Source organism: Pseudomonas sp. R28(2017) (assembly GCF_002112505.1).
In the GTDB taxonomy this organism is placed as follows: Bacteria; Pseudomonadota; Gammaproteobacteria; order Pseudomonadales; family Pseudomonadaceae; genus Aquipseudomonas.
Map to the genome: position 1 here is coordinate 87,471 of NZ_NEHW01000003.1, position 17,887 is coordinate 105,357.

Annotated in this window: 19 protein-coding genes; 9 read left to right on the top strand and 10 right to left on the bottom strand. The window is 63.5% G+C overall.

Annotated elements, in window-relative coordinates:
* Window positions 1-80 precede the first annotated feature (80 nt).
* A complete protein-coding gene (urtE, locus tag CAF78_RS05865) occupies window positions 81-779 on the top strand; it encodes an urea ABC transporter ATP-binding subunit UrtE (RefSeq protein ID WP_085676797.1) in 699 nt (232 codons plus the stop codon).
* A gap of 31 nt (window positions 780-810) precedes the next feature.
* Complete coding sequence (locus CAF78_RS05870; RefSeq protein WP_085676796.1) at window positions 811-1,326, top strand: GNAT family N-acetyltransferase; 516 nt, start codon at window positions 811-813, stop codon at window positions 1,324-1,326.
* A 126-nt stretch (window positions 1,327-1,452) separates the two neighbouring features.
* On the opposite strand, the gene CAF78_RS05875 is transcribed toward CAF78_RS05870, so the two are convergent.
* Complete coding sequence (locus tag CAF78_RS05875; protein ID WP_054887830.1) at window positions 1,453-1,758, bottom strand: chaperone modulator CbpM; 306 nt, start codon at window positions 1,756-1,758, stop codon at window positions 1,453-1,455.
* A gap of 2 nt (window positions 1,759-1,760) precedes the next feature.
* Window positions 1,761-2,729: a curved DNA-binding protein gene (gene cbpA / locus CAF78_RS05880; protein WP_085676795.1), complete on the bottom strand. Its 969-nt coding sequence runs from the start codon at window positions 2,727-2,729 to the stop codon at window positions 1,761-1,763.
* A gap of 163 nt (window positions 2,730-2,892) precedes the next feature.
* Here cbpA and CAF78_RS05885 point away from each other — a divergent pair, with 163 nt between their 5' ends.
* On the top strand, window positions 2,893-4,164 hold the full coding sequence (locus CAF78_RS05885) for an Hsp70 family protein (RefSeq protein WP_085676794.1): 1,272 nt from the start codon (window positions 2,893-2,895) through the stop codon (window positions 4,162-4,164).
* Between the two features lie 118 nt (window positions 4,165-4,282).
* On the opposite strand, the gene CAF78_RS05890 is transcribed toward CAF78_RS05885, so the two are convergent.
* Together CAF78_RS05890 and CAF78_RS05895 are read right to left on the bottom strand one after the other, a co-directional pair.
* Complete coding sequence (locus CAF78_RS05890) at window positions 4,283-5,290, bottom strand: AI-2E family transporter (protein WP_054887833.1); 1,008 nt, start codon at window positions 5,288-5,290, stop codon at window positions 4,283-4,285.
* A 70-nt stretch (window positions 5,291-5,360) separates the two neighbouring features.
* Window positions 5,361-5,648, bottom strand: a complete 288-nt coding sequence (locus tag CAF78_RS05895) for a PsiF family protein (protein WP_085676793.1) — start codon at window positions 5,646-5,648, stop codon at window positions 5,361-5,363.
* A gap of 140 nt (window positions 5,649-5,788) precedes the next feature.
* Between CAF78_RS05895 and CAF78_RS05900 the strand changes: the two genes are divergently transcribed.
* Window positions 5,789-6,661 carry a DMT family transporter gene (locus tag CAF78_RS05900; RefSeq protein ID WP_085676792.1) on the top strand — a complete coding sequence of 291 codons (873 nt, stop codon included), beginning with the start codon at window positions 5,789-5,791 and terminating at the stop codon, window positions 6,659-6,661.
* Here CAF78_RS05900 and CAF78_RS05905 read toward each other — a convergent pair.
* Window positions 6,658-7,548, bottom strand: coding sequence for a triacylglycerol lipase (locus CAF78_RS05905; protein ID WP_085676867.1), 891 nt, complete (start codon window positions 7,546-7,548; stop codon window positions 6,658-6,660). The genes CAF78_RS05900 and CAF78_RS05905 overlap by 4 nt on opposite strands.
* 124 nt (window positions 7,549-7,672) lie before the next feature.
* On the opposite strand from CAF78_RS05905, the gene osmE reads away from it, so the two are divergent.
* Together osmE and CAF78_RS05915 are read left to right on the top strand one after the other, a co-directional pair.
* Window positions 7,673-8,014, top strand: a complete 342-nt coding sequence (gene osmE, locus CAF78_RS05910; RefSeq protein WP_085676791.1) for an osmotically-inducible lipoprotein OsmE — start codon at window positions 7,673-7,675, stop codon at window positions 8,012-8,014.
* Between the two features lie 48 nt (window positions 8,015-8,062).
* Entirely contained in the window at window positions 8,063-8,593 is a 531-nt protein-coding gene (locus CAF78_RS05915; protein ID WP_085676790.1) for a bacterioferritin, read from the top strand.
* A gap of 27 nt (window positions 8,594-8,620) precedes the next feature.
* Here the strand turns inward: CAF78_RS05915 and CAF78_RS05920 are convergent, their stop codons facing one another.
* The gene (locus CAF78_RS05920) at window positions 8,621-10,687 is read right to left on the bottom strand and encodes an AsmA family protein (protein WP_085676789.1); all 2,067 of its coding nucleotides are present in this window, start codon (window positions 10,685-10,687) and stop codon (window positions 8,621-8,623) included.
* Window positions 10,688-11,027: 340 nt separating this feature from the next.
* Between CAF78_RS05920 and CAF78_RS05925 the strand changes: the two genes are divergently transcribed.
* From CAF78_RS05925 to CAF78_RS05935, 3 genes are all read left to right on the top strand, one after another.
* A complete protein-coding gene (locus CAF78_RS05925; protein WP_060486109.1) occupies window positions 11,028-11,525 on the top strand; it encodes a hypothetical protein in 498 nt (165 codons plus the stop codon).
* A gap of 122 nt (window positions 11,526-11,647) precedes the next feature.
* Window positions 11,648-12,280 carry a TetR family transcriptional regulator gene (locus CAF78_RS05930; protein ID WP_085676788.1) on the top strand — a complete coding sequence of 211 codons (633 nt, stop codon included), beginning with the start codon at window positions 11,648-11,650 and terminating at the stop codon, window positions 12,278-12,280.
* A gap of 177 nt (window positions 12,281-12,457) precedes the next feature.
* Window positions 12,458-13,555 (top strand): AGE family epimerase/isomerase, encoded by a 1,098-nt coding sequence (locus CAF78_RS05935; protein WP_085676787.1) that lies wholly within the window; start codon window positions 12,458-12,460, stop codon window positions 13,553-13,555.
* Window positions 13,556-13,635: 80 nt separating this feature from the next.
* Here the strand turns inward: CAF78_RS05935 and CAF78_RS05940 are convergent, their stop codons facing one another.
* The 4 genes from CAF78_RS05940 to livM all read right to left on the bottom strand — a co-directional run bounded on the left by CAF78_RS05940 (window position 13,636) and on the right by livM (window position 17,885).
* Window positions 13,636-14,403 (bottom strand): SDR family oxidoreductase, encoded by a 768-nt coding sequence (locus CAF78_RS05940; protein WP_085676786.1) that lies wholly within the window; start codon window positions 14,401-14,403, stop codon window positions 13,636-13,638.
* A gap of 595 nt (window positions 14,404-14,998) precedes the next feature.
* Window positions 14,999-15,715 (bottom strand): ABC transporter ATP-binding protein, encoded by a 717-nt coding sequence (locus CAF78_RS05945; protein WP_085676785.1) that lies wholly within the window; start codon window positions 15,713-15,715, stop codon window positions 14,999-15,001.
* A complete protein-coding gene (locus CAF78_RS05950; RefSeq protein ID WP_085676784.1) occupies window positions 15,712-16,587 on the bottom strand; it encodes an ATP-binding cassette domain-containing protein in 876 nt (291 codons plus the stop codon). Before CAF78_RS05950 ends, CAF78_RS05945 begins: the two co-directional genes overlap by 4 nt.
* A complete protein-coding gene (gene livM, locus CAF78_RS05955) occupies window positions 16,584-17,885 on the bottom strand; it encodes a high-affinity branched-chain amino acid ABC transporter permease LivM (RefSeq protein WP_085676783.1) in 1,302 nt (433 codons plus the stop codon). Before livM ends, CAF78_RS05950 begins: the two co-directional genes overlap by 4 nt.
* Window positions 17,886-17,887: the final 2 nt, after the last annotated feature.

Here is a 17,887-nt window from a genome sequence, read left to right on the forward strand (position 1 = left end):
GAACTGCGCGGTCCTTGTGGGAGCGGGCTTGCCCGCGAAAGGGCCGGTACAGGCAACGCAGACTTCCCAGGAATTTCCACATGCTGAAAATCGACACCCTGCACCAGTACTACGGCGGCAGCCACATCCTCCGGGGCCTGTCCTTCGAAGCCAAGGTCGGCGAAGTCACCTGCCTGTTGGGCCGCAACGGTGTGGGCAAGACCACCCTGCTGCGCTGCCTGATGGGCCTGGTGTCGGCCCGCGAGGGCACTATCGAGTGGGAAGGCAAACCGATCACCGCACTCAAGCCCCAGCAGCGGGTCCACGCCGGCATCGCCTACGTGCCCCAGGGCCGCGAGATCTTCCCGCGCCTGACTGTCGAGGAAAACCTGCTGATGGGCCTGTCACGTTTTCCGGCTCGCGAAGCGCGGGAAGTGCCCGCGTTCATCTACGAGCTGTTCCCCGTGCTGGAGCAAATGAAGCAACGCCGTGGCGGTGACCTGTCCGGTGGCCAGCAGCAACAGCTAGCCATCGGCCGGGCCCTGGCCAGCCGCCCGCGGTTGCTGATCCTCGACGAACCGACCGAAGGCATCCAGCCCTCGGTGATCAAGGAAATCGGTGCGGTGATCCGGCGCCTGGCCGAGCGGGGCGACATGGCGATCCTGCTGGTCGAACAGTTCTACGACTTCGCCGAAGAACTGGCCGACCAGTACCTGGTCATGGCCCGTGGCGAGATCATCCAGCGTGGCCGCGGTGAAAACATGCAGGCCGAAGGTGTGCGCGGGCTGGTAACCATTTAATCTGCAATCAACGACCCTGCGAGACGCTGTCATGAGTTACCACATCCGCGATGCCCTGCCCACCGACGTACCGGGCATTCTCGACATCTACAACGACGCCGTGCGCAACACCACGGCGATCTGGAACGAAACACCGGTGGACCTGGCCAACCGCCAGGCCTGGTTCGAAGCACGGGCGCAGCAGGGTTACCCGATCCTGGTAGCCGTGGATGACACCGGCGTGCTGGGTTATGCGTCGTTCGGCGACTGGCGGCCGTTCGAAGGTTTTCGCCTGACCGTGGAACACTCGGTGTATGTGCGCAATGACCAGCGTGGCAAGGGCCTGGGCCCGCTGCTGATGGCGGCGCTGATCGAGCGGGCGCGTGGGTGCGGCAAGCATGTGATGGTCGCGGCCATCGAAAGTGGCAATGCCGCGTCGGTGCGCCTGCATGAGCGACTGGGCTTCGTGGTGACCGGGCAGATGCCGCAGGTGGGAGTGAAGTTTGGCCGCTGGCTGGACCTGACCTTCATGCAGCTGGTGCTGAATCCGGGGGCGGAACCCAGCTGAAGTTGATGTTGGCTGTGCTGGCATCTTCGCGGGCTCGCCCGCTCCCACAGGGATCGCACAAGACCTGAAAGCGGTGCATTACCTGTGGGAGCGGGCATGCCCGCGAAGAGGCCGGGCCTGCAAACATCACATCTGGGTGAATCTGCCCAGCCGCTGCCTGAGCATGCTGTTCTCGCTGCGCAGCTGCTGCACCTCCTGCAACAGCTCCAGCGCCAGCGCCACCCCTTCCCACTCCAGTTCCAGCTCCTGATGCAGCTTCGCCGCGCGCTTGGCCAGCAACGGCGCCTGATCGTCGAACAACCAGTCCTCCGGCGTTCGCCCGGAAGGTTCGACAATGCCGTGCTCGACGATTTCGATCACGCAGTCAGCCGTGATATCGGCTTCCTGACACAGGGTACGCATGTCCAGTTGAACGATCAGGGTGCTGCTCATGATCACTTACTCCATTGTGTCCTCGGGTCGAACGCCGACTTCTCGGAAAGCTGGGTCCACAGTTCACGGGTAGCAGCGTCGGACGCCGGCGGCATCACCACTTTCAGCTGCGCATAGAGGTTGCCGCGCTCGCCGTTCTTGTTGGCCAGGCCCATGCCCGGTACACGCAGGCGCTGGCCGCTTTGGCTGTCGGGGCGGATGGTCAGGTTGATCTTGCCGGTCAGGGTCGGCACCGCCACCTTGGTGCCCAGGGCGGCCTCCCACGGCGCCAGCGGCACGGTGATGATCAGGTCATGACCTTCGACATCGAACAGCGGGTGCGGTGCCATGCGCACGGTCAGGAACAGGTCGCCATTGGCACCACCGCCAACGCCTGGGGCGCCCTGGCCCTTGAGGCGGATACGCTCGCCATCGGTGACCCCGGCGGGGATCTTCACGTTCAGGGTCTTGGTGGTGAACCCGGTGCGCTGGCCGGCCGCGTTGGTCTGCGGCACCTGGAAGCTGATCTGCTTGGATTCCTTGCTCAGGGTTTCTTCCAGGAAGATCGCCAGTTCCAGTTCCACATCCTGCCCTCGCCTGCCGGCGCTACGTTGTTGTTGCCGGGCGCCACCGCCGAACGGGTTGCCGCCGCGGGCACCGAAGATCGAGCTGAAGAAGTCGGAGAAGTCGCCGCCCTCGAAGCCACCGCCAGCGCCACCTGCGCCGCCACGGCTCTGCCAGCCCGGTGGTGCCTGGAATGGCCGACCATGCTGGCCGCCATACTTGCGGATTTCGTCGAATTCGGCGCGCTTCTGCGCGTCACCCAGCACCTCGTAGGCCTCGTTGGCCTCCTTGAACTTGTCCTCGGCGTCGCGCTCCTTGCTGACGTCAGGGTGATACTTGCGCGCCAGCTTGCGGTACGCGGCCTTGATCGCCTTGTCGTCCGCCGTGGGCTCTACGCCGAGTATCTTGTAATAGTCTTTGAAGTCCATCTATGGATCACCAGTGTGAATTTACGAGTTGCAACTGAAGATAGGGGTCAAGCATAGCCTTTCAAGGTGCGCTTGGGGTTGCCTCAAGGCAGACGATCGGTCTTGATTCTGTAGCCAACTGGCATAAACTGCGCGGCCGTTTTGCCTCCGGAAGCCTTTTCCCATGTCTGACGTATCGCCGGCCCGCGCCCTGGGCATCGACTTCGGCACCTCCAACTCCACGGTCGGCTGGCACCGCCCGGGTGTCGAATCGCTGATCGCCCTGGAAGACGGCAAGATCACCCTGCCGTCGGTGGTGTTCTTCAACATCGAGGAGCGTCGCCCGGTGTATGGCCGCCTGGCGCTGCACGAGTACCTGGAAGGCTACGAAGGCCGCCTGATGCGCTCGCTCAAGAGCCTGCTGGGCTCCAAGCTGATCAAGCACGACACCAGCGTGCTGGGCAGCGCCCTGCCGTTCAAGGACCTGCTGGGCATGTTCATCGGCGAGCTGAAAAAACGCGCCGAGGCTGCCGCCGGTCGTGAATTCGAGCATGTGGTGCTGGGCCGCCCGGTGTTCTTCGTCGACGAAGACCCGGCAGCCGACCAGGAGGCCGAAGACACCCTGGCCGAGGTGGCACGCAAGATCGGCTTCAAGGACGTGTCGTTCCAGTACGAGCCGATTGCAGCGGCGTTCGACTACGAGTCGGGCATCAGCCGTGAAGAGCTGGTGCTCATCGTCGATATCGGCGGTGGTACTTCGGACTTTACCTTGATCCGCCTGTCGCCCGAGCGCCACCAGGTGGCCGAGCGCCAGGACGACATCCTCGCCACTGGCGGCGTGCACATCGGCGGTACCGACTTCGACAAGCAGTTGAGCCTGCAGGGCGTGATGCCGCTGTTCGGTTACGGTAGCCGGATGAAGAGCGGCGCGCTGATGCCCACCAGCTACCACCTGAACCTGGCGACCTGGCACACCATCAACGCCCTGTACTCGCAGAAGTCGCAGCTGGCCCTGGGCAGCATGCGCTACGACATCGAGGACACGCTGGGCATCGATCGCCTGTTCAAGCTGATCGAAGAACGCGCCGGTCACTGGCTGGCGATGGAAGTGGAGGCCAGCAAGATCGAGCTGACCGAGCAGGTCAGCCGCCGCGTCGACCTCGGCCGCATCGAGCGCGAGCTGGGTGTGGACCTGACCCGGGTGTTGTTCGAAGAGGCCATCGAAGGGCTGCTGGAGCGGGTGCGCGGCAGCGTGACCGAGTTGCTGGCCAAGGCTGGCGTGAGCGCGGGCCAGGTCGACACGGTGTTCTTCACCGGCGGTTCGAGCGGGATTCCGGCATTGCGCAACAGTGTTTCGGCAATGCTGCCGAATGCGCGGCATGTGGAAGGCAACATCTTTGGCAGCATCGGTAGTGGTTTGGCCATCGAAGCTCGCAAGCGCTACGGCGCAGCCTGACAGATCGGTGTCAGCTTCTTCGCGGGCAAGCCCGCTCCCACAGGTATCTCACAAGGCCTGAAGCCTGTGCAGTACCTGTGGGAGCGGGCTTGCCCGCGAAGAGGCCGGCACAGGTAGATCAGACCAGCTCGGCCCGCTTCAGCTCACTCTTCAGGTAGGCGTAATACACCGGCCCCGCCACCACCCCCGGCAAGCCGAACGCCGCCTCGAACACCAGCATCGCCAGCAACAGCTCCCAGGCCTTGGCACTGATCTGCCCGCCGACGATCTTGGCGTTGAGGAAGTACTCGACCTTGTGGATCACGATCAGGTAACCCAACGCCGCCGCCGCCACCCAGATCGACAACGACATGCCAACGATGGTGATCAGGGTGTTGGACATCAGGTTGCCGATCACCGGCAGCAGCCCAAGCAGGAAGGTCAGCACGATCAGCGTCTTGGTCAGCGGCAGGTGCACACCGAACAATGGCATCACCACGGCGAGGAAAATGCCGGTGAACGCGGTGTTGAGCATCGAGATCTTGATCTGCGCGAAGACGATGTTGCGAAACGCCTGCACCAGCAGGTTCAGCCGCTCGAACAGGGCCGCAGCCAGGGGCTTGCGCCGCGAAATGTCGGGGATGCGCTGCAGCGCGATGATGGCGCCGAGGATCATGCCGATCAGCAGCGTCACGAACATGTGTGCCATGCCCTTGCCCACCAGCTGCAGGTCGCTCAGGTGGCTCTTGATCCAGTCACCGATGGCCACCTTGAACTCCGCCGCACTGGCCGGCAGGTAGGCCTCGATGAACGGCGGCAGCTGGCTACGGGCGCGTTCGACCAGGGTCATGAACTTGTCCAGCGAGGCGCCGGGGTTCTCGGCCTCGTGCAGCAGGAAACTGAAGGCACCGGCAATCAGCAGGGTCAGGACGCTGACCACCAGCACACCCAGCAATGCCACCGCCAGCCAGCGCGCACGCTGCCCGGCAATCAGCGGCTGCAGGCGCGGGGTGAGCATGTTCACCAGCTCGAACACCAGCAGCCCGGCCAGCAGGCTGGGCAGCAATTTCAGGGGCAAGGCCAGCAGCAGGCCTGCCATGACGATGATCAGGCTGGCCAGGGTAATCTGACGGGGGGTGAAAGTCATACAGCCTCGACGGCAGACAGCGGGAATGCCCGCAGTCTGCCAGCCTTCAGGACACAGGCATAGGCGCAGGTCACTTCTTCTTCAGGCAGTCGCTCATGAACGCCTTGCGTTCGTCACCCTTGAGCGCCTTGGTGCTGGCGTCGGCGTTGCAGGTCTTCATCTTGTCCTGCTGCGACTGCGGCACATCCTTCTTCAGGCAGGTGCTCATGAACGCCTTGCGTTCATCGCCCTTGAGGGCCTTGGTGGTGGCGTCAGCGTTGCAGGTTTTCATCTTTTCCTGTTGCGCCGTGTTGGCGGCAAACCCTTGCGCGCTGAACAACAGGGCCAGCGCCAGCAGCGGCATGTGCAGCATTTTCATGGAGTGGTCTCCTTGACTCCGTGCCCGATGCACGGACATGCGCCTGAGTGTAGACAAGATTTTTTACATTTTGCCCGGGCATGGGCCTTCATAATGGCCAGCCAAGGCGTCACTGCCGAAACGAAAGAGTCTGTTGCTGCATGAATTACGCGTTTCCCCTTTTCGCCATCCTCATCTGGGCCGGTAACACCGTGGTCACCAAGATGTCGGCCGGCGCCATCTACCCTGCCGAAATCGGCTTCTACCGCTGGCTGCTGGCCGGCGCACTGTTCACCCCGTTCCTGCTGCCCGCCGTGTGGCGCAATCGTGCGGCCATCCGCCCGCACCTGGGCAAGGTGGCCATCCTTGGCGTGCTGGGCATGGCCGTGTACCAGAGCCTGGCGTACTTCGCCGCCGGCATCACCAGCGCCACCAACATGGGCATCATCCTCTCGCTGATGCCGCTGATGTCGCTGGCCCTGTCCATCGCCTGGCTGGGCCAGCGCTTGAGCTACGGCGCCCTGGCAGGTGCCGTGGTGTCGTTCGTCGGCGTGCTCGAAGTGGTTTCCGCCGGCCAGCCGGGCATCTTGCTGGAACACGGCTTGAACAGCGGCGACCTGCTGATGCTGGTAGCGACCCTGGCCTACGCGCTGTACAGCTTCCTGTTGAAGAAATGGCAGCTACGCCTGCCGCCGTTGCAGCTGCTGTACCTGCAAGTGCTGGTGGCCATCTTGGTGTTGCTGCCGCTGTTCCTGCTCTCGGACAAGACCGGCCTGAACGGCCACAACATCGGCCTGGTGCTGTACGCCTGCGTGCTCGCCTCGATGATTGCGCCGCTGGTGTGGATGCAGGCCGTGCATCGCCTGGGGCCAAGCCGTACCACGTTGTTCTTCAACCTGCTGCCGGTGGTGACCGCTTTGATTGCCGCAGTGGTCCTCGACGAACGACTGGCCAGCTATCACCTGATCGGTGGCCTGCTGACCTTGGCCGGGGTCATCCTGGCCGAGCGCTGGACCACCCCGGTACGCCGCTAGAGCCCGGCTGCCTTGAGCCGCGCCGCATGTTCGGTGAACAGCCGCAGCGGCTCGGCGCCCTTGCCCACGGCGCCTAACGACTGGTTGACAATATCCAGGTGATCGAGCGGAAAATCATCACCGATCACCTGCCCCAGGTGCGAACTGAAACGCCCGACCATGCCATCGCAATGGCCCTTTTCCCTGACGAAACTGCGCGCGAACAGCCGGCAGAAGCGGTTGCTGCCGTCGAAGCGGTTGCGCCCCTGGTCGGTCAGCCCCGGCTGCAAGGTGCCGGACCAGGAGTAGTAGCGCACGCCGTTGACCTCATACGCCCCCTCCCCGCCCCAGGTATCCGGCAGGCCCTGTGGATAAACCTGGTTGAACAGGGCCACGCCGGCGCTGGTCAGGGCCTTGTGCGAAGCATGCACGTCGACCGGCAGCGGGTCGCGCCGCCAGCCGGTTTCCAGCCATACCAGCAACACCGCGAGGCCATGCAGGATGGCCTTCAGGATGCGCCCCTGGGGTGAATCACCCGGCGCCGTGCGCGCCAGGTGATCGGCCAGCTCCGAACCATGATTCGGCCCCGCCACCGAAGTGACCGAGGCCACCCGATCCGGCCGCCTGGCCGCCGCATAACGCGCGTTCAGCGCCCCCTGGCTATGGCCGATGAGGTTGACCTTTGCCGCGCCGGTACGCTGGCAGATGTCTTCGATGATTGCCAGCAACTGCTCACCGCGCACCTCGTTGGAATGCAGTGGCGAGACCTGTACCGGGAAGACCTGCGCGCCACCCTTGCGCAACGCCGGCACGATGCCGAACCAGTACGGGTAGAGCAGCACCCGGACAAAGCCGAGCATGCCTGGCACCAGCACCAACGGGTATCGCGTGGCCAATTCCTGCTGCATGGTTTGAGCCCCTTTCCATGGACGATCGGCCAACACTAGCGCCGCTTCGGTGACCATCGCAATCGAACTCCTGATGCACCGTGCGGTTCCAAACCAGAACAGACCCTTTGCAAGGAGCGGGACCATGTACAAGCAGACCCTGGCAATCCTTCTGGCAGGTGTGGCCCTGGCCGGTTGCAGCAACCGCCCAGAGAACCCGGTGGACTATGTCACCTACCGTGACGAGCCGCTGGTCAAGCAGGTGGAAAACGGCATGACCATGCAGAAAGTCATCGCCATCGGCGGCAGCCCGTCGAACGCGATCGACCTGCCCCACGGCGGCACCTGCAACGACTACATCCTCAACCGCGACGGCCACCAGCAACCGTACTACGTGCGCTTCGACGCCACCGGCCATGTCGATGCCAAGGGCTTCAAGACCTGCAAGCAACGAGAAGAGGACAGCAAAGCCGCCCACGGCGCTTGAGCCCCCTACCTACCGTGAACACCCGTCCTGATCTGTGTGGAGACAATCATGAGCAACGTTGAACTGACCGATGTGCAAACCCTGCGCGAGCGTGCCCGTCAGCATGTCGAGCAAGGCGCGGTGACCGAGGGCTACCACGCCGACCGCCAGGAAATCCTGCGCCTGCTCAACGAATCGCTGGCCACCGAGCTGGTCTGCGTGCTGCGCTACAAACGCCATTACTTTATGGCCAGCGGCATCAAGGCCAGTGTGGCAGCCAGCGAATTCCTCGAACACGCGAATCAGGAAGCCGAGCACGCCGACAAACTGGCCGAGCGCATCGTGCAGCTGGGCGGCGAGCCGGACTTCAACCCGGACAACCTGACCAAGAACTCCCATGCGCAGTATGTAGCCGGCAGCTCGCTGAAGGAGATGGTGCTGGAGGACCTGGTGGCCGAGCGGATTGCCATCGACAGCTATCGCGAGATCATTCAGTACATTGGCGATAAAGACCCGACCACGCGACGGATCTTCGAAGATATCCTGGCCCAGGAAGAAGAGCACGCGGACGACATGTCCGATCTGCTTCAAGGGCTTTAATCGCAGGGGCCGCTTTGCGGCCCCCTGCTATTTCTGCTTTTTCACCGCAGCCGGCGCCTTGCCGGCTTTCATCTGCTGCAGCAACGGCGTGCACTGGTTGGGCTCATCACCGCTGCTGGGCGCCACCAGCGCCAGCAACCCGGCAGCCGGCCCGGCCACCACCCCCAACGCCACCATCCCCGCCCCGCGCAAGGCCAGCGGCACCGCCTGCACCCCCGCACTCGGCTTGACGAACGGCCCACGCACATACAGCGGTGAACGCAACGAGAACAACCGCAGCCCCTTGGATTCCGGGGTGATCTTCAAATCCAGCTGTTCACTGGCAAAGTTGGCCGTGCCGTTGATGTAGATGATCGCGTTCTCGGTGTCGAAGATGAACAGCCGCGTGGTTGCCAGCCCGTCCTTGATCCCCACGTCCGCCGCCGCGCAGTTGATCTTCACGTCTTCATCGCCGAACAGTTTGCCAACCACATAGTTGCCCACATTGAGCCCGGCAATCTCCATCAGGCTGCGGCTGATGGCGCCGTCATTGATCAGTAAACGCAGGTTGCCGTTGGCCGTGCCCAGCAACGCCGCCACCGAGTTGCCACGGCCACTGATGTCGGCATCGCCGTTGAGCTCGCCGAAACTGGTCTGCATCGGCGCAAAACCGGGGAACAGCTGCTTGAGCTTGAAGCCACGCGCGGTCAGCTGGGCGCGCCCCTGCAGCGGTACGTTGCGACCGTCCAGGCGGATATTGGAGTCCAGGCTGCCACCTGCCACGCCAAAGCGCAGCGGCTCCAGGCGCAGCAGGCCGTCATCGAGGATCACGTGGGCGGACAGGTCGTTGAATGGCAGCTTTTCACTGTGCACGATGCGCTTGCCGGTAAAGCTGACGTCGGCGTCCATGGCGCGCCAGCGTTCGGTGCGGAACTCCTCCACCGGCAGCACCTTGTCGGCCGGCTGCTTGCTGGCACCGCCGCGGGCTTTCTGCTCGGCATTGGAGTCGGCGCCGATCAGCGGCGCCAGGTCCTTGAACAGCAGCTGGTTGGATACCAGGTTGCCGGACAGCTTGGGCCGTGGCTGGCTGGCGACGAAGGCCAGGTCGCCATGGATATCGCTGTCTCCGATCTTGCCGTTGAAGCCCTGGTAATTGAAGGTCGCGCCTTCGGCCGCATGCAGGTTGGCGCTGAGCCGGCCGTCGGTGGAATAGGCCGGGGTGTCGGGCAGCGTCACACCGGTCAGCGGGTAGAGGTTGCCCAGGCTGGCACCGGACAGGCGCAAGCGCAGGTCCAGCGCGCCGAGGTTGCGCGGGTCGGTCAGGGTGCCGGCGAGCACCACATGGGTATCGGCGATGCGCACGTCAGCCTGCAACGGGAACGGCTGGCTGGCGTCCTGCAGCGCCAGCAGGCCGCCGATCTTGCCGGTGCCGGATACCGGCTGGCCTTTGTAGCGGCCCTGGGCCTTGAGCCCGAACGCATAATCCTGGGCGCCCCCAGCTTTGTCGGCGCTGGCCTTGCCGACGATGTCGCTGAAAGGGATCGGTTTGCCGAGCGGGTCGATCTGCACCTTCATGCTGGTTTTCAAGGTCTGGTCGTCGAAGCTGACATTGCCTTGGTCGAAGCCGATGGCCCCGATGTCCAGCTGCCACTTGGACGGTTCCTCGTTCTCATCCTTCGGGCCGAAGTCGAAGGTCCAGTTGGCACGGCCATCGGCCAGCCGCGTCAGGCTTGCGGTGGGCCTGGTCAGGTCGATGCGCGGGATGCTGATCTGCTGGAATACCAGCGGCAGCGGCGCCAGGCGGAACTCCACACGCTCAAGGCCGACCATCTTCGGCTCCTTCAGCCAGTCGGGGTTGCCCAGGGTCAGGTCTTCGGCAATGAAGTGCGGCCACGGCACCCAGGCGCGCCAGCCGCCTTCTTCCGGCTCGGTGCGCCAGTGCACGGCGAGGTTGCCATTGATCGCGAACGGCCGGTGCAAGGCCTCGGACACCTTCTCGTTGAGCAACGGCTTGACGCGGTTCCAGTCGAAGGTGGCGATTATCACGACCAGGATCGCCAGGAGGGTCAACAAGGTGGTTAAGGTCCAGACGAGGATTCTGGCGGGACGCGTCATTGCGTGATTCTCCTGACGGCATGGCATGAAGCGGGCGCAACGATGGCACTCAATATCTCGGACTGACGAAAACCCGCTGGGTTTTATCGGAGACGGCCATGATAGCGAGTTTTTTCTGCCTTCCTGCTTGGTTTTGGCCCTTGCCCCGCAGCAGGTGTTACCTCTATCGATTACCGGCAAAAAGCCATACAGCGCGACACAACCACCGAAATAGAGCCATCGAGCAACGCTATCAATACCGTCGATTGTTACCATTACCCGTATGAACTTCTCTCTGGCGTCACCGGGCGTAGCATTGGCTTCGTACCCACTTTCCAGCCCCCGAGAGGAGCACCGAACCATGAAACGCACTCTGCTGTCCCTGACCCTGTCCATCCTGGCTGCCAACGCCTTCGCCCTGCCAGCGGCCGACCAGCACCTGACCGCCGAATCGCGCTCCAGCGCAGCTGAAATCGCCCAACCGCTGAACACCGTTGCCGAAGGTGGTTCGGACCGCCTGATCGAACGTAGTGGCCGTGTTGCCGAAGGTGGCTCGGACCGCCTGATCGAACGCAGTGGCCGTGTTGCCGAAGGTGGCTCGGACCGCCTGATCGAACGCAGTGGCCGTGTTGCCGAAGGTGGCTCGGACCGCTTGATCGAACGCAGTGGCCGTGTTGCCGAAGGTGGCTCGGACCGCTTGATCGAACGCAGTGGCCGTGTTGCCGAAGGTGGCTCGGACCGCCTGATCGAACGCAGTGGCCGTGTTGCCGAAGGTGGCTCTGACCGCCTGATCGAACGCAGTGGCCGTGTTGCCGAAGGTGGTTCGGATCGCCTGGTTGAAATCAGTCATGTGAGCTGATTGCCATGGCCGAAAAGAACAATCTCTGTCACACCGCTTGCTCCCCTCCCAGCCCGGTCCATTGACCGGGCTTCGTTTTTTTATCTAGAGTGCCCAGCCTCACCGTCACAGAAGCCCGCCCCATGCTGCCGCGCGCCGAACAGAAGCTACAGACCCGCCAGGCCCTGCTGGACGCCGCCTGCCAGCTCATGGAGAGCGGCCGTGGCTTTGGCAGTATCAGCCTGCGTGAAGTGGCCAAGGCGGCCGGTATCGTGCCCACCGGTTTCTACCGACACTTTTCCGACATGGACGCCCTGGGCCTGGCGCTGGTTGCCGAAGTCGACGCCACGTTCCGCCAGACCATCCGCCTGGTGCGGCATAACGAATTCGAGCTCGGCGGCATCACCGATGCTTCCGTGCGCATCTTCCTCGACGTGGTCGCCGCCCACCGCGCCCAGTTCCTGTTCCTCGCCCGCGAGCAGTACGGCGGCTCGCAAGCCGTGCGCCAGGCCATTGCCCGCCTGCGCCAGGACATCAGCGACGACCTGGCCACCGACCTTGCGCGGATGAAGCGTTGGCAGCACCTGGACGGTGCGGCGCTGGCGGTAATGGCCGACCTGGTGGTGAAGACCGTGTTCGCCACCCTGCCGGAACTGATCGACAGCCCGGAGCCAGGTTATCCACAGGCGCTGACGGCACAGGAAAAGATCACCCAGCAGTTGCGCTTCATCTTCGTCGGCGCGCGGCACTGGCAAGGGCTGGGTAACCCGAGCTGATCGCTCGCCTGCTTCTGGCCCTTTCGCGGGCAAGCCCGCTCCCACAGGGACCGCACCGGGGCTGAGGGCAACACAATACCTGTGGGAGCGGGCTTGCCCGCGAAGAGGCCGGCACAGCCAACCCGCAACCCTAGTTCTGCTACCATGGCGCCCTGCCCGAAAGCGACGAGCGCCCACATGCCCAACCCCCGCCCCGCCCTGCCCGAACTGGCCCGCTTCAACCAGCACTTCGCCGACCGCATCGTGCCGCTGTGGCAAGGCCCGGGCTGGAACGCCGACATGGCCCTGCCCTACGAGGCCCTGGACGCCCAGCATCGCCCTTTGCCGGTGCAGCGCTACCGGGCGATGGCCTGTGCTCGCCAGCTCTACCTGTTCAGCAGCCGCATCGGGCAGCCGGGTGCGGCCGAACGGGCGGCGGCACTGTTCCGTTCGTTGCAGAAGCACTTCCACGACGCCGAGCACGGCGGCTGGTTCTACAGCATCGACGCCGAGGGCAAGCCGCTGGATCGGCGCAAGGACCTCTACACCCACGCCTTCATCGTGTTCGCTTGCGCGCACTACTGGGGCAAGGTCGGCGAAGGGCTGGTGGAAGCCACCCTCAATGCCGCCCTTGAAGTGGTCGACAAGCAGTTCGCGCGGGATGACGGCCTGTACGAAGCCAGCCTCGGCGAAGACTGGGCCGACCTCGGCAGCGGTCCGCTGCAGAACCCGCAGATGCACTTGGCAGAAGCCTTCCTGCAGGTGCTGGCGGTGCGTGAGGACGAGCACGTGCAGCAATCGCTGCTGCAATTGTGCGAATCACTGCAAGCACACTTCATCGAGCCACAGCATGGGCTGATGCTGGAAAAGCCAAGGGGCGCTGTGGATAACTGGTTCGAGCCGGGGCACCAGTTCGAATGGTTCTACCTGCTGGAAACCTCGCCGCTGCTGCGGGGGACCGCGCTGCATGCATCCATCGACCGGGCCTTCGGCTATGCCGAGCTGTGTGGGGTAAACAATGCGGCAGTGCTGGCCATGCTCGATGTGGATGGCAAGGTGCTCGATGCGACCCAGCGGATCTGGGCACAGGCGGAATACCTGCGGGCACTGGTGTTGCGCCCGGGGAACGAAGCGAAACTACTGGTCCAGCTCAAGGCAATGGAACAGCAGTTCCTGCATGCCGGTGGCTGGTATGAGTGCCGGGATGGTGAGGGCGCGGTGAGCCGGCATGACATGCCTTCGACTACGCCCTATCACCTGGCAACCTGCCTGGAAGGTCTGCAGCGCTTGAACTGACGCATTCGCGGGTAAACCCGCTCCCACAGCGACCGCACTGAACCTGTGGGAGCGGGCTTGCCCGCGAAGAGGCCTTCAGCTCAGCCCTTGGCCGACCGATCGATCGAGAAGCCTGCCCAGTCCTGGCTCACTGGCATCAGCTCGAGGCTGTTGATGTTGATGTGAGCTGGCTGGTTGAGAATCCAGAAAATGGTCTCGGCGATGTCCTGCGGCTGGATCGGCTCAGCGCCAGCGTAAGTGGCGTCGTACTTGGCCTGGTCGCCGCCGAAGCGCACCAGCGAGAATTCGCTCTCGCACAACCCCGGCTCGATGTTGCTCACCCGCACCCCAGTACCGCGAAGGTCGCAGCGCAGGCTCAGAGAGAACTGGCCGACAAAAGCCTTGGTGCCGCCATACACGTTGCTGCCGGGGTACGGGTAATTGCCCGCCACCGAACCTACGTTGAGGATCGACGCACCGCGGCCGTGGGCGATCAGCCGTGGCAGCAGCAGACGGGTGGTGTACATCAGGCCTTTGATGTTGGTATCGACCATGGTTTCCCAATCGTCGAGGCTGCAGTTCTGCGCCGCATCCACACCCAGCGCCAGGCCCGCGTTGTTCACCAGGCCACGCAGCTTGTCGAAACCGGCCGGCAGGTTGGCGATGGCCTGTTCCATGGCCTTGCGGTCACGCACGTCGAGCACGAGGCCGTGCACTTCGGTCTTGGCCGACAGTTCGGCGCACAGGGCATCCAGGCGGTCCTTTCGACGGCCGGTGAGCACCAGCTTCCAGCCGGCTTCGGCGAAGCGGCGGGCGGTGGCCTCGCCAAAACCGGAAGTCGCGCCAGTGATGAATACGGTGGACGTCATGCTCTGTTCCTCACGGTAGGTTGTCATCGGCAGCCTTGCAGCATGCCCGCGACAGGCGCTGGCGGCAAGCCGTTCAGGTCGCTGTTCATTTTTTGTTCATATGGGTCAAACCCTTGTGGCAGAGGGCCCGCCGCCAGCTATGCGCATGTTATCCACAAGGCTTTCCCCACGGATTGGGGGCAACTTGTCCACTGCGCGGAACCCTTTCAGCGTACCGTGGTCGGTGGATATCTTTCCGGTGATGGCGCAACGCTTTCAAGCATGCCGCCTGCAGCGGTCTGTCCAAGGCTTTCCCACAGACTTATCCACAGGCATTCAGGCGGCTTTCACGGGGTGTGACCTGTGCAGAAAATGCTCATGAAATCATCCACAAAGGGCCACTGATCAAATTATGACCAGCGCTTTGCAGGCCTTGCAAATAAAGGCATAGAGCGAGGTGCCACCATGTTTTCCACAGGCGGTTCCACATTAATCGTGGAAAACATTCAACCTGTGGAAACAAGGGCTTGCGAGGGGATTGTCGAGTGGGTCGAGAAAGATATGCGACAAGTTGTCCACACAGAGACCGGGGCTGCTTTGCAGCCCCAGATTCAATTCAATGTCCGCCCAAGTACGCGTTCCTCACCTCTTCATTGACCAGCAGCTCCTGCCCCGTCCCGCTCATGCGGATCTGCCCGTTGACCATCACATAAGCCCGGTCCGACAACTTCAGCGCATGGTTGGCGTTCTGCTCCACCAGGAAGATGGTCATGCCGCTCTTGGCCAGTTCGCGCAAGGTCGCGAAGATCTGCTTGACCACGATCGGCGCCAGCCCCAGCGAGGGCTCGTCCAGCAGCAACAGCTTTGGCCGGCTCATCAACGCCCGGGCAATGGCCAGCATCTGCTGCTCGCCACCGGACATGGTCATGGCGCGCTGGTTGCGCCGCTCCTTCAGGCGCGGGAACAGCTCGAACATGCGCTGCATGTCTTCAGCGGCATGTTTGTCGCCAATGGGGATGGTCCCCATCATCAGGTTCTCCTCGACGGTCATGTCGGGGAACACCCGGCGCCCTTCCGGCGACTGGGCGATGCCGTTGGACGCGATGTAGTGCGACGACTTGCGGGTGATATCGGTGCCCCGATAAACGATATGCCCGGACGCCGCCCGCGGCTGGCCGAAGATCGACATCAGCAGGGTCGACTTGCCGGCACCGTTGGCGCCGATCAGGCTCACCGTCTCGCCTTCGTTGATGTGCATCGAAACTTTTTTCAGCGCCTGGATCGGCCCGTAGAAGACGTCCAGTTCCTTCAGTTCGAGAATGGGTGCAGTCATACCAGTTCCTCTTCGTCGGCACCCAGGTAGGCGGCGATCACCGTCGGGTTGTGGCGAATTTCCTGTGGTGCGCCTTCGGCGATCACGTTGCCGTGGTCGAGCACGACGATATGGTCGGAAATGCTCATGACCATGCCCATGTCGTGTTCGATCAGCACCACGGTGATGTCGTGCTCGTCACGCAGCACGCGGATCATGCGGCTCAGGGCTTCGGTTTCCTGCGGGTTGAGGCCGGCGGCCGGCTCGTCCAGGCAGATGATCTTCGGCCGTGTGCACATGGCCCGGGCGATTTCCAGGCGGCGCTGCTGGCCGTACGACAGCTCACCGGCCAGGCGGTTGGCGCAGTCGACCAGGTCGACCACTTCCAACCAGTAGAACGCGTGGTCCAGGGCATCGCTCTCAGCCTTGCGGTAGGCCTTGGTGTTGAGCACACCGGCCAGCAGGTTGCGGTTGACCCACATGTGCTGGGCCACCAGCAGGTTTTCCACCACCGACATTTCCTTGAACAGGCGGATGTTCTGGAAGGTCCGCGCCAGGCCGGCGCGGTTGACCAGGTGGGTACCGCCGAACATTTTGTAGTACAGCCGGTTGGCAAAGCGCGCAGGCGACACGAAATCCGCCGCCTGGAAGCGCTCGCCGAGCAGCTGGATGACATTGGTGTGGCTGCCGCGCACGTTCAGCTCGATGCGCCCGCCACTGGCCTTGTAGAAGCCGGTCAGGCAGTTGAACACGGTGGTCTTGCCAGCACCGTTGGGGCCGATCAGGGCAAAGATCTGGTTGCGTTTGACCTTCAGGCTGACGTCGCTGAGCGCCTTGATGCCGCCAAACTGCATCATCAGGTTGTCGACCGAGAGAATGATTTCGTCGCTCATGGCGCCACTCCTTTACGCGGGGTCACACCGGTACGGCTGATGCGGATCAGCCCACGCGGTCGCCAGATCATCATCAGCACCATCAGCACGCCGAACAACAGCACGCGGTATTCCGAGAAGCTGCGCAGCAGCTCCGGTGCCACGGTCAGCACGAACGCCGCGATCACCACGCCAACGGTCGAGCCCATGCCGCCCAGCACGACGATGGCGAGGATCAGCGCCGACTCGAAGAAGGTGAACGACGACGGGTTGACGAACCCCTGGTAGGTGGCGAAGAACACCCCGGCCAGGCCTGCGGTGGAAGCACCGAGGGTGAAGGCCGAGAGCTTGACCAGCACGTGGTTCAGGCCCATCGAGCGGCAGGCGATCTCGTCTTCGCGCAGCGCTTCCCAGGCGCGGCCGACGGGCATGCGGGTCAGGCGGTGCTTGATGTACAGCACCGCCAGCACGACGATGAACAGCACGGTGTAGATGAACACGAACTTGAGGTTGGCGTTGTAGTCGATGCCGAGGAACTCGTGGATCGGCACCCCGCCGTCCTTGGCCCTGCGGCCGAACTCCAGGCCGAAGAAGGTCGGCGACGGCGCCGGCATGCCGTTCGGGCCACCAGTGAACGACAGCCAGTTGTTCAGCACCAGGCGGATGATCTCGCCGAAGCCCAGGGTCACGATCGCCAGGTAGTCACCGTGCATCCGTAGCACCGGGAAGCCGAGGATGCACCCCGCCAGCGCCGCGGCGATGGCCGCCAGCGGCAGCACGCTCCAGAAGCCCAGGCCCAGGTACTGGTAACCCAGCGCCAGGCCGTAGGCACCGATGGCGTAGAACGCCACATAACCCAGGTCGAGCAGCCCGGCCAGGCCCACCACGATGTTCAGGCCCAGGCCCAGCAACACGTAGATGAGGCCGAGGATGACCACCGTCAGCAGGTACTTGTTGGCGAACACCGGGAAGATGATGGCGATCACCACCAGCGCCGGGATGATGTAGCGCAACCGCGACTTGTAGTCCGGCGAATTGACATGCACGCCCGACCCGCCGCTGTCGAAGCCTTCGAGCATGCGCCGCCCGGCGGCGGTCTGCACGTAGAGGCTGAGCAGGAAGCGCCCGAGCATCACCCCACCGACCAGCCACGCCACCCGACGAGGTTCGGCGTTGAAGGTGTAGCCGTCGAGCACCACGCCGACGATCGGGCCGAAGACGATGAGCGCCAGCAGGCCGGCGACGATGGTCTCGAGCAAGCTGCGCTTGAGATCGAAACCTTTGGTTTCAGAGGCAGAAGCAATCTTGGCAATCGACATGT